Below are 11,187 nucleotides of genomic sequence, written 5' to 3' on the forward strand. Positions count from 1 at the left end.
TGCGGCGCATCGGGGGGAACCCTGAAACTATGGCTGATCCTTTTGGACCAATCGGTCTCTTGATCAGTCGTCGCACGAGGACGGTAGGAGAGTTGGGACAGGTAGCGGTGCCAGAGTTCGGGAGTCATGCGGGTGGCGGTGGCATGACAGATGCGGTCGCTCGGGCAGCCGTTACGGCTGACGGTCCGGTTGTGGGCGGACGGTGAGGATCTGCTGGGCATACCCGATGGGTCCGCGGGTGTCGTGCAGAACTGTGGAGGTGAGGCCCTGGCCGGTTCGGCCGAAGATGACACTCGTGTCGAGACCGGTCCATCGGCCCTCGGGTTGGCGATAGAGGTGGATGGTCAGGTCCAGGTTGGGGAACATCCATTTGGTTGGCTCCTGCCGGGCCGCGATGCCGTTCGCGGTGTCGACCAGGGCGACGTACGACGCGAGGTCGCTGGCTTGTTCACCGGCAACCAGGTCCAGGTGGGTGGTGATCCACGCGGTGGTGCGTCCGGGCTGTGGGATGCCGACCGCACGGGTGTCGAGGGAAGTGATGTAGCCGCCGGACCACATCGAGGTGAGTGGCCATGACGGCAGCGATTCGGGCTCGGGGAACCGGTCGGGTTCGCCGCCCGCCACGTTATCGGTGTCGTGCGTGTCGAGGAACCATGCGCGCGCGGAAACGGCATCGCGGCCCGCGATGGTGACCGTGGCTTGGACGAGCTCGATGGTACGGCCGGGCCGGACGGTCTCCACGTGGATATCGAACTCCTCGAACGCGATTCGGCCGAGGATGTCGAAGCTGATGCGGCTCAGCACCAGGGCAGGGCGTTCTTCGTGTGCCCGTACCCGTTCGATCTCGTGGACGATCAGCCCGCCGAGCGGGCTGAAATGCTGCTCGTCGGTGGCCCATGCTCCACTCGCGTGGCCGGTCGGGACGAAGCGGTGCGCGCCGACGCGTTCGAAGTAGCTGGACTCAGGTCGGGTCGTATCCATCACGAATATCAACCTATGGGTCGAATTTCAGTCTATCCAGTCGGAAGTTAATCTTTGTGGTTGATTTCACGGGGTTTTGCAAGCTGGTCGGGCTATCGACCGCGGAGTCCATCCACGCGGTTCACGGTGGATTTTTCGACGGAATGCCCCGGATATGATCGGGCGATGACTTCGACTGTGGACGAGGCAGCCGCGCCCGCCGGGCGCGCGGCCCGCCGTCGCGATCGTCGCAAGGCGGAGATGATCGCGGCCGCGCTGCAGATCCTGTCCAGCAGCGGATATCAGGGTATGCGCTTCGAAGACGTGGCCGAGCGCACCGATATCGCGAAAGCCACGCTGTACCACTACTTTCCGAGTAAGGACGCGCTGGTCGCCGCGGCATTGGAGAAGCTCACCACCGACGTGCTGACCCGTCTCGGCGCAGCCCTCGACACCGCGGCCGACCAGTCCGCGACCGATCAACTGCGTGCGCTCGTCACCGAGCAGCTACACGTGCTGACGGTGCGGTACCCCGAAGTAGGCAAGCTCTTCTCGTTCCCCGCGCCTTGGCCGGACGAGCACAGCGAGGCCATCAAGACAATGCGCCGCCGCCACGACCAGATCTTCCGCGATGTCATCGACCGCGGCATCGCCGGCGACGAGTTCGATTGTCCGGACCCGTCGGTTGCCTTGCACTGCCTGCACGGCATCCTCAACCACGCCTCCATTTGGCTGCGTCCGGACGCCGATCCGGACAATCGAACTCGCGACGCCGTCGTCGACGCGGCACTGCGGCTGTTCCTTCGAGCCTGATCGCTGACGTTTCCGCCCCAGCGAAACGTATGGCGCGGCGGCTGTGAGCTGCCTAAGCCATTGGTCGGTATTCGATCTGAAAAGCACTGGTAGACATGCCTTGCGGCGGTTATCCGGTCCGGCGGCGGATCCGTCGGTTGTCCGCTCCGGACGCCGCAAGACGAGCTCGATATAAGAACGGCAGTTCGGCGTGGCTTTCTTGTCCGGACCAGACAGGAATCGGCGTGGTGTGCGCAAGATCACCATGTCTGAGAACGCCGTAGCGTTCTACTGATATCGGTCCTACTGGGAGGAAAAAGTGTCACGCACCAGGTTCGTCGTCAGCGCTTGCGTCGCTGCGGCATTGGCGGGTACCGCCTTCACCAGCACTCCAGCATCTGCGGATGTGCTCCCCAGCCTCACAGGCCCAGCGGTTCCCGCGATCGCCGACCTCAACGGCGACGGCTACACCGATGTCGTATTCAGCGATTTTGTGCTCGGATTCGGAGTGTCGGTATTCCTGGGAAGGCCCGGCGGAGGTTTCCAGCCCGCCGTCCGCTATGCCACCGGCGGTCAGGCGGACTATGTCGCCATCGCGGACTTCGACCACGACGGCAAACTCGATATGGCCGTCACCAACTTCACCACGAGCGATGTCTCCATACTGATGGGCAACGGCGACGGCACCTTCGCCGAGGCTGTCAACTACGCGACGGACCTGGCCCCGGGGGCGGTGGTCGTCGGCGACTTCGACCACGACGGCAACCCTGACTTGGCCACCTCCAACCAGGCCCCGTCATGGTCGGTGCTTCGGGGCAAGGGCGATGGCACTTTCTTTCCGGCTTACACCGTCTCCAGCAACCTGGGCGTCGGCTCCGGCTCCGCCGACGTCGCAGATTTCGATGGGGATGGCAACCTCGACCTGCTACGCGGCAACTACGTCAACAGCACCATCCAGATCTACCGCGGCCGCGGTGACGGCACCTTCGACGCCCCGACTACATTCGGCGACGGTGCCCTGACCGCCTGGTACGGCATGGCGCGCGACATCAACGCCGATGGCAAGGCCGACATCCTGTTCTCCAACCTTGTCGCAGGCACCGTATCCACGCTGCTCAACAATGGTGACGGCACCTTCGGCGCGCTCGCGACATATCAGACCGGCGGTCTGCTCCCGCAGTGCTTCGACCTCGCCGACCTCAACGGCGACGGCTTGCTCGACATGGTGGTTGCCAATGGCGGCACCTCCAGCATCAGCGTGCTGCTCGGTACCGGCAACGGCACCTTCGGCCCGCCGCACACCTACCCCTCCGGCGGGCTCGTCCCCCTGTCCACCCCGATTCTCGCCGACTTCAACGGCGACGGAAAGATCGACACGGTCATCGGCAACACCGGCACGGGGAACATCACCCTGCGCTACGGCAACGGCGACGGCACCTTCGGGCCCGCTATCGACTACGCCGCCTGATCGACCGCTACGGGCTCCGGCGGGCCGGGGCCCGTAGAAGATCAGGGTGATTCCTTATGGTCGGGTGTCGGTGAGCCGTGCCAGGATCGAAGGCATGTACCCGTCCGTGCCCGCGTTCGATGCTGCTCGGGGGGCCGATCCACGAGGTTTCGGTGCCGCGCCTGGGTTTGCACCCGGCCCCGGCCGCTTCGGCGCCGCGCCGGTCCTCCCGCCCACCCCGCCGTATCCGAGGATGGTGCGGCGTTCGGGTGGCCGGATCGTCGGCGGTGTGGCCGGCGGTGTCGCCGACCATCTCGGGCTCGATGTGTTCAAGGTGCGGATGGCATTCGTCTTGCTGTCCGCACTCGCGGGGGCCGGAATCGTCGCCTACGGGATGCTGTGGATCTTCACTCCTGGCGGCAACGATGCGGTGAAGCCCACCGGCAAGGAGCGCCGTCAGGCGATCGGGCTCGCCTTGCTCGGGCTCGGGCTCGCGGTCGGAGTGTCGTGGCTGTTCAGCGGTACCGCGGCGAAGGTGATCGTGCCGGTCGTCGTGGTGGCGGTGGGTGCGGCGCTGGTGTGGCGCGAATACGACACCGATGGCCCGCGGTCGCTGCTCGGACTGCCCGCGCGACCGTCGGTGGTGACCTGGTCGCGCATCGTCGCCGGGATCACGATGATCGTGCTCGGCCTCGGCGTGGTGGTGCTGGCCAGGATCGATCTGAGCTCGCTCGGCTCCGCGCTGCTCGCGGTGGCGGTGACGCTGATCGGTGCCGGTCTGTTGACGGTGCCGCTGTGGCTGCGCATGATGAGTGCGCTGAATGCCGAGCGTGCGGCCCGCATTCGCAATGAGGAACGCGAAGAAATCGCGTCCCACCTGCATGATTCGGTGCTGCAGACCTTGGCGCTCATTCAACGTCAGGCCGATGATCCGCAAGAGGTGGCTCGGCTGGCGCGCAGTCAGGAGCGGGAACTGCGGCGCTGGCTCTTCGAGGATTCCGGGCCCGCGCAGTCGAGTCTGGCCGCGGCGCTGCGCACGATCGCGGGCGAGGTCGAGGATCAGCACGGGGTGAAGGTGACACCGGTCACCGTCGGCGATGTGACGATGGACGGTGCCGACAGCGGATCCGGCCTGCCGAAGGAGCATTTCACCGCATTGCTCGGCGCGAGCCGGGAGGCGCTGGTGAATGCCGCCAAACACGCGGGCGTCCCGGAGATCGATCTGTTCGCCGAGGCGGAACCGCATCAGGTGAGCATCTTCGTGCGCGATCGCGGGGCCGGATTCGATATCACGGCGGTGCCGCAGGATCGGCAGGGTGTCGCGAAATCCATTCGCGCCAGAATCGAGCGGCGCGGCGGTCAGGTGGAGATTCTGTCCGGACTCGGTCGGGGCACCGAGGTGCGGATCATTATGCCGCGCACCGATTCCGGTGCCGATCGGGACCGGGCCGAGGCGGAACAGCTGGTCGGCGACGATCAGGTCGACGGAGTACGACAGACAGTCGGCAACGCCAACTGATCGCTACCGATGGTGCGACGCGGGGATGACGGACCGATGCGGTGGCAGTTGTGGTACCGATGAAGTGCGGACGGCCTGTGGGCGGTCCGTGCGTCAGGGTGGGTCGATCCACCGAGGGTGAGGAGAAGTAGGTGGCCGTGCGGGTCTTTCTCGTCGATGATCATGCCGTATTCCGCTCGGGTGTGCGGGCCGAATTGAGCCGGGAGACCGATATGGAGGTCGTCGGAGAGGCCGGAGGGGTGGCCGAGGCGGTCGCCGGAATCAATGCCGCGCGTCCGGATGTCGTACTGCTCGATGTACATATGCCCGACGGTGGCGGGGTCGCGGTGCTGTCCGGGATCGATGATGGTCCGGTGTGCCTGGCGTTGAGCGTCTCCGACGCCGCCGAGGATGTGATCGCGGTGATCCGTGCGGGTGCGCGCGGCTATGTGACCAAGACGATCTCGGGATCGGAACTGGCCGATGGCATTCGGCGGGTCGCTGGTGGTGATGCGGTGTTCAGCCCGCGGCTGGCCGGTTTCGTCCTCGACTCGTTCACCGGCAAATCACCGGTGCCGGAGCCGCCCCTGGATCCCGAACTGGATTCGCTCACCCCGCGCGAACTGGAGGTACTGCGGCTCCTCGCCCGCGGCTACACCTATCGTGAAATCGCGGAGAAGCTCTACATCTCGGTGAAAACCGTGGAAACACACGCCTCCAACGTGCTCCGCAAAACCCAGCAATCCAACCGCAATGCCCTGACCCGCTGGGCCCACCGCCGCCGCATCGACTGACCCGTTACCGTTTGGCTGCTGCTTCGGCTGAGCTGCGAGCAGTTTCGGCTGCCGCACGGTTGCTCGTCGTGGCGCGGTCGGCGCGTGGTGTGGAGTCGTGCGGCAGTTAAGAGGCTGCGGTGCAGCAGGTTTCGCCGCAGGAGTTACATCATGGCGATGATGACGGCGATGATGATGATCAGACCGATCAGCAGGCCGATGGCGATTGCGAGCGGGGCATTGCTCGGTTCCTTCGGCTTCGGGCGCTGGGGTGCGGCGGCCGCTGGACTTGACGGGGTGCTGCGGTGCGGGCGCGGCAGCGGAGTCGAATGCGGACTGCGCAGGCCCGATGCCGAATTGCGGGCGGCCCAGGCCGGAATGGTGCCGTCTTCGGTGCGTACCGGAGCGCCGAGGATGTACGGACCGGTGCCGGGTCCGAATGCGGCGGTGAGGATTTCGTCCCGCGCCTCGGCCATGGTCGGCCTGCGCTGTGGGGCCGGTTCCATCATGTGCAGCAGGGCGTTGGTGAGCATGCCGCTGCGGCTCGGCGGGATGATCTGGGCCATGGCCGCGCGATAGACCACGGCATCGGTGTCGTCGTCCATGCCGAACGGTGGTTGTCCCTCGATCGCGGTGTAGAGCGTGGCGCCGAGGGAGAACACATCGCTGGCCGTGGTGGGCTGCGCGCCGCGCGCCACCTCCGGGGGCAGATAGGCGGGGGTGCCGGTGATCACACCGTCCGGTTCGTCGGAGCTGTCGGTCGCGCCGCGCGAGATGCCGAAGTCGCTGAGCTTGGCCATGCCGACGACGGGTCCGCGGTCGGCGACGAGGATATTGCCCGGTTTGATATCGCGGTGCACGATGCCCGCGGCGTGCGCGGCCGCCAACGCATCGGCGACCTGCGCACCGATCTGCGCTACCTCGATCGGCGGCAGCGCGTTCACCAGCGCCAATGCCCTTGCGACACTGCGTGATGGCAGATGCTCCATCACCAGCCACGGCTCACCGGCCTCCAGCACCACGTCGTAGACGGCGATGGCGTGCTCATGCGAGAGCTTGGCCGCGACCCGGCCCTCGTGCATGATCTGGTTGCGGATCGCATTGGCCTGCGCCTCCGGGAGTCCGGCGGTGGAGAGCACCTGTTTGATCGCGACATCCCGGTTGAGCAGGCGATCGTGTGCGAGCCATACCGCGCCCATACCGCCGCCACCCAGCTTCGACTGCAGACGGTAGCGGCCGGCAACCAGGTAATCGGGGCCGACAATGGGACGAGCGCGTTCGGTCACGGGTGCAGGGTAGCCGAAAATGAGGCCAGCTGGCCTGATTCGGGGCCGACACCCTAGTGCGCCAATAGCCGATCCGGGTGCGTGCCGTCCACCATTCCGATTGTCCTTGCGGGACCGGTACCGCGGTGGGGTGAGCTTCGCGCCCCACGTTTGTCGGCGACCAACTGAAAGAAGTTGCGGTGAGCGGTATTCAGATCCGCCAACGCCTGCTGCAGCATCACCGACGACACCTCGGTCGGCCACGCCCGTTGCGGGTCATCTTCGACTCGGTCAGCCTTTCGAGAGCTGAGGTACGGGAGCCCGGCGTTGTGGATGTGCTGCCGCGCACATAGAGCGTCGTTGGACACCTCCCGGGCATACCCGAACGCCCGCGCCAGGCTGACCACCTGGCCGGGTGTCCAGAGCCGGAAGTTGTACGGCAACTACACACAGCCGCGATAGCCATATCGAAGCTGATCAACTCCCCTAACGGCAAAGTTGCGAAGTGATCGCGGTCGGTGCGCGTACTTGACGGAAGTCGAGGGCGGGTTTCTACTGAGCGGGTATCGAACGTATATTCGATATCTATCGATAGCTGGATCGGTGCTGAACCTTTGATCGTGAGGGTTCGGGCCGCGCGCTTCGCCTCGGGTCCATCGTTGGAAGTAGGTGGTTGTGATGGGTTCGGATGAGGAATCAGGGGCGGGGAGACGGCGGGACACGATGCCGCCGAGGGATAAACCGACACTGGATGAGCTGCGGCGACGGATGGCCGCGATACCCGGGCGCGGGGAAGTGGCGGCCGAGCGGATTCCGCGCGCCGCCGAATTGCGCAGGGAAGCGCTTGCGGTGCCGCCTGCCCTTGCGGAGCTACTGCCCGATGGCGGCCTGGTCAAGGGTTCGGTGGTGGCCTATTCGGGGGCGAGTTCGCTGCTGGCCGGGCTGCTCGCCGCGGTGACCGAGGGCGGTGGGCATGCCGCGGTGGTCGGGATGCCGCGGCTCGGGCTGCTCGCCGCGGTCGAAATGGGTGCGCAGTTGCAGCGCCTCGCCGTCGTCGCCGATCCCGGGCCGGATCCGGTGGAGGTGGCCGCGGTATTGCTCGACGGCCTCGATCTGGTGGTGCTCGGCCTCGCCGGCGCCGCCGTCGCCCCGTCCCGCACCCGTGTCATCGCCGCCCGTGCGCGCAGTAAAGGAGCCACCCTGGTGGTCACCGACGGCCGCTGGCCCAATCCGTCCCTACGCGTGGATACCCGCATCGCCGGGTACGGCGGCCTCGGCGCGGGCCGCGGCCGCCTCCGCTCGCTCAGTCTGGAGGTCGCGGTCCGCGGCAAGGCGGGCCCGCCCTGTCACGGCCGAATCGAACTGCGCCCCAGTGCGAGTCGAGTGGAATGGGTGTCACTGGAAACGGTCGCCGCGGCCGATGAAGCAACCGTCGAGGCGCACGGTGCGGCGTCCTGAGTCGGTCCTCGGCGACCGCCGGATCGTGAGTTCCGCCACGCGAAGCGGCCATTTCCGGCGAGGCGAGGTCTCGACGCGGCGGGCGAGCGCAGTATGCCCCGCAAGTGAGGTGACACCCGTGCATGCGATGCGCTGCCGTGATCCGAGTGCAGTGATGCTCACTGGCATAAGCAACAGCGGTCCGCGTGCGCCGCACTGGACTCGGCCCGGATATGGGCTGTGCGGCATCGCAATTCGTCTTGGCAGTGGGCGGTTGTCCGCACATCGATGGACAAGTGGACGAGCCGGGACAGGCGCAGAGGAGGGCACGACGGCGTCGCTGGGCCACGAGGGCGCGCAAACCGGTGCCGCCCACCGAATCGCGGTCGCCGGATGCCTGAGTCGGCATGGGAGTACGGCTCCTGTGCACGTTGTGCGGCGACGTGATCCGGTCGGCTGCGCGCCTGCAGGGGTGCGGCGGTGATTCGGCCGAGTCGGGTGGGTGGGATGCGGGTGCTGGCGCTGTGGTGTCCGGACTGGTCGGCGGTGACGGCGGCGGCGGTGGCGCGGGTGCCTGCTACGCGACCGGTGGCGGTGCTGTTCGCCAATAAGGTGGTGGAGTGTTCGGCCATCGCCAGGGCCGAGGGGGTGCGGCGTGGACTGGCCAAGCGCGAGGCACAGGCACGGTGCCCGAACGTGTATGTCGCGCAGATGGATCCGGACCGGGATGCGCGACTGTTCGAGCCGGTGGTCGCGGCCATCGATGCGACGGTGCCGGGCGTGGAGGTGCTACGCCCTGGGTTGTTGGTGCTCGGTGCGCGGGGTGCGGCGCGATTTTTCGGGTCCGAGGAGGCGGCGGCCGAACGGCTCGTCGACGCGGCCGCCGCGGTGGGGGTGGAGGCGCAGATCGGCATTGCCGACGAGTTGTCCACGGCGGTGATCGCCGCGCGCTGCACCGCGATCGTGCCGCCCGGCGCGGGTGCGCGGTTCCTGGCGCCACTGCCGGTGCGCGAACTCGCGCTCGAGCCGAGCCTGTCCGCACCGGAACGCGGCGATCTGGTTGATCTGTTGCACCGCTTGGGATTACGGCGGATCGGTGATTTCGCCGCGCTGACTCCGATCGAGGTCACCTCGCGCTTCGGCGCCGATGCCGTGCTGGCGCATCGTTGCGCCAGGGCCGTACCGGAGCGTTCGCCGTCCGCGCGTCGCCCGCCGAAGGATCTGACGGTGCAGTATCGCTGCGATCCGCCGATCGATCGGGTCGATGCCGCGGCCTTCGCGGGGCGCCTGCTCGCCACCCAGTTGCACGAGGCGCTGTCCAATGCCTCGATGGCCTGCACCCGCTTGTCGGTACTCGCGGAAACCGAGGCGGGCGAACAACTTTCGCGCATCTGGCGGTGCGCCGAACCGCTGACCCCGGAGGGCACCGCGGATCGGGTGCGCTGGCAGCTGGACGGCTGGCTCACCCGCCGCGATCGGCCTACCGCACCGATCACCCTGCTGCGCCTGGAACCCGTCGAAGTCGTCGCGGCGAGCGCACTTCAGCTCGGGCTGTGGGGCGGTGTCGGCGAGGAAGACGAACGGGCCCGCCGCGCCCTGATCCGGGTGCAGGGGCTGCTCGGCGGCGAGGCGGTTCGGATCGGCGTGCTCAGCGGCGGTCGGGGACCCGCCGAACGCATCACCATGGTCGCACTCGGTGACGAGCCGATTCCGGCCGCCGACCCGGCCCTGCCGTGGCCCGGCCGCCTGCCCCGGCCCGCACCCGCGGTGATCCTGGTGAACCGTCCGGTAGTGCGGCTGGAGGCCGCCGACACAACGCCCGTGCAGGTCACCGACCGTGGCCTTTTCACCGCCGACCCGGCCCTGCTGCGCTGGGGCAGCAAACAGTGGCGGCTCGCGGGCTGGGCCGGTCCCTGGCCGGTGGACGAACACTGGTGGACGCCGGAATCCGCCGCCCTCTGCGCCGGAATCGCCGCCCGCATCCAGGTGCAACTCGCCGGTGAACCGGCCGATGTCCGCGTCCTGCTGCTCATCTACAACGATCGGACCTGGCGCGCCGAGGGGCTCTACGACTGACTGGTTATGTGCCCGACCACACCAGCGCCAGCGTGAACGGATGTCCGCGCAGCTCGGCCCATTTCGGCTTGGCCTCGATCCAGGCATCATCCACCAGCGCCTCGACCATCTCGGTGAGCACCCAGCCCGCCGCCGACGCCGCCGACACCTGCTCGCTGATCAAATGCAGATGCGTGCTGATCGCGACCGGCTCACCTTCCGCAGGGGTGTAGTGCGTCGGCATACCGGTCACCATCATGAACTGGGGGTGATAGCTGACTGTGACACAAGTGCCGCCGGGCGCGGCCAGTCGCCAGGCTTCCGCGTAGAAGGGCGCGAGCTCGTCCAAGTGCTCGTCGATCAGTGAGGAGATCACCAAATCATATGCACCACTGGGTAATCCGGTGTCACGCACATCGGCATGAGCAAGTGTGGTGTGCGCCCCGCGCGTACGGGCCCGTGCCAGCATCCCCGCACTCACGTCGACACCATCGATATGCCGAATTCCCCGCTCCCGCAACCAAGCTCCGGTCCGTCCGGTCCCGCAGCCGAGATCCGCGGCGCGCCGCACCCCACCCCAGTCCGGGCACCGCAGCCGATTCAGCAGTGCGAGATCCATCTTGTCCATGACGGTCTGCTCATACGTCGGCGCCCACCCGTCGTACCCTGCGGCGACATCAACGGTGCGATAGTTGCGGCGATCGAAGTCCGCGAAGGAGGGCATAGCCGCAGTATTGTCGCGATACACCGGCAACCGCCAGACAATTTTCCGACACTCAATGAATGCCGAACATAGAGTGTCCAGGCTATTCGGCTCTGGGGACCACAGCGGAGCGAGTCTTACGAGCGACGTTCGCGGCCCGTCTCGCGTCCGAGTCGTCGAAGCGCATGCGACGAAGTCGCGAGTCTCGACGGCTCGCGAGTTTGGTGATGTCCCAGGAATACACCTGCCGGGGTGCG

General features: G+C 67.1%; 10 protein-coding genes. 6 read left to right on the plus strand and 4 right to left on the minus strand.

Annotation, left to right across the window (positions count from 1 at the left end; translation table 11 throughout):
• Window positions 1-171: 171 nt before the first annotated feature.
• Window positions 172-981, minus strand: a complete 810-nt coding sequence (locus AB0J29_RS07050; protein ID WP_364780608.1) for a thioesterase family protein — start codon at window positions 979-981, stop codon at window positions 172-174.
• Window positions 982-1,146: 165 nt separating this feature from the next.
• Between AB0J29_RS07050 and AB0J29_RS07055 the strand changes: the two genes are divergently transcribed.
• The 4 genes from AB0J29_RS07055 (at window position 1,147) to AB0J29_RS07070 (ending at window position 5,491) form a co-directional block, all read left to right on the plus strand.
• Window positions 1,147-1,773 carry a TetR/AcrR family transcriptional regulator gene (locus AB0J29_RS07055; protein WP_364780563.1) on the plus strand — a complete coding sequence of 209 codons (627 nt, stop codon included), beginning with the start codon at window positions 1,147-1,149 and terminating at the stop codon, window positions 1,771-1,773.
• 298 nt (window positions 1,774-2,071) lie between these two features.
• The gene (locus AB0J29_RS07060; protein WP_364780566.1) at window positions 2,072-3,220 is read left to right on the plus strand and encodes a VCBS repeat-containing protein; all 1,149 of its coding nucleotides are present in this window, start codon (window positions 2,072-2,074) and stop codon (window positions 3,218-3,220) included.
• Window positions 3,221-3,314: 94 nt separating this feature from the next.
• The gene (locus tag AB0J29_RS07065) at window positions 3,315-4,718 is read left to right on the plus strand and encodes a PspC domain-containing protein (RefSeq protein WP_364780569.1); all 1,404 of its coding nucleotides are present in this window, start codon (window positions 3,315-3,317) and stop codon (window positions 4,716-4,718) included.
• A 137-nt stretch (window positions 4,719-4,855) separates the two neighbouring features.
• The gene (locus AB0J29_RS07070) at window positions 4,856-5,491 is read left to right on the plus strand and encodes a response regulator transcription factor (protein WP_364391084.1); all 636 of its coding nucleotides are present in this window, start codon (window positions 4,856-4,858) and stop codon (window positions 5,489-5,491) included.
• Between the two features lie 143 nt (window positions 5,492-5,634).
• Here AB0J29_RS07070 and AB0J29_RS07075 read toward each other — a convergent pair whose 3' ends face one another.
• Together AB0J29_RS07075 and AB0J29_RS07080 are read right to left on the minus strand one after the other, a co-directional pair.
• On the minus strand, window positions 5,635-6,756 hold the full coding sequence (locus tag AB0J29_RS07075; protein ID WP_364780572.1) for a serine/threonine-protein kinase: 1,122 nt from the start codon (window positions 6,754-6,756) through the stop codon (window positions 5,635-5,637).
• Between the two features lie 53 nt (window positions 6,757-6,809).
• Window positions 6,810-6,977: a hypothetical protein gene (locus AB0J29_RS07080; protein WP_364780575.1), complete on the minus strand. Its 168-nt coding sequence runs from the start codon at window positions 6,975-6,977 to the stop codon at window positions 6,810-6,812.
• Between the two features lie 481 nt (window positions 6,978-7,458).
• Here AB0J29_RS07080 and AB0J29_RS07085 point away from each other — a divergent pair, with 481 nt between their 5' ends.
• Together AB0J29_RS07085 and AB0J29_RS07090 are read left to right on the plus strand one after the other, a co-directional pair.
• Window positions 7,459-8,193, plus strand: coding sequence for a hypothetical protein (locus AB0J29_RS07085; RefSeq protein WP_364780611.1), 735 nt, complete (start codon window positions 7,459-7,461; stop codon window positions 8,191-8,193).
• 486 nt (window positions 8,194-8,679) lie between these two features.
• Window positions 8,680-10,248: a DNA polymerase Y family protein gene (locus AB0J29_RS07090; RefSeq protein WP_364780614.1), complete on the plus strand. Its 1,569-nt coding sequence runs from the start codon at window positions 8,680-8,682 to the stop codon at window positions 10,246-10,248.
• A 4-nt stretch (window positions 10,249-10,252) separates the two neighbouring features.
• Here the strand turns inward: AB0J29_RS07090 and AB0J29_RS07095 are convergent, their stop codons facing one another.
• Window positions 10,253-10,951: a class I SAM-dependent methyltransferase gene (locus tag AB0J29_RS07095; protein WP_364780578.1), complete on the minus strand. Its 699-nt coding sequence runs from the start codon at window positions 10,949-10,951 to the stop codon at window positions 10,253-10,255.
• Between the last annotated feature and the right edge of the window lie 236 nt (window positions 10,952-11,187).

The sequence above is a fragment of the Nocardia sp. NPDC049707 genome, assembly GCF_040674855.1.
Lineage (GTDB): Bacteria > Actinomycetota > Actinomycetes > Mycobacteriales > Mycobacteriaceae > Nocardia.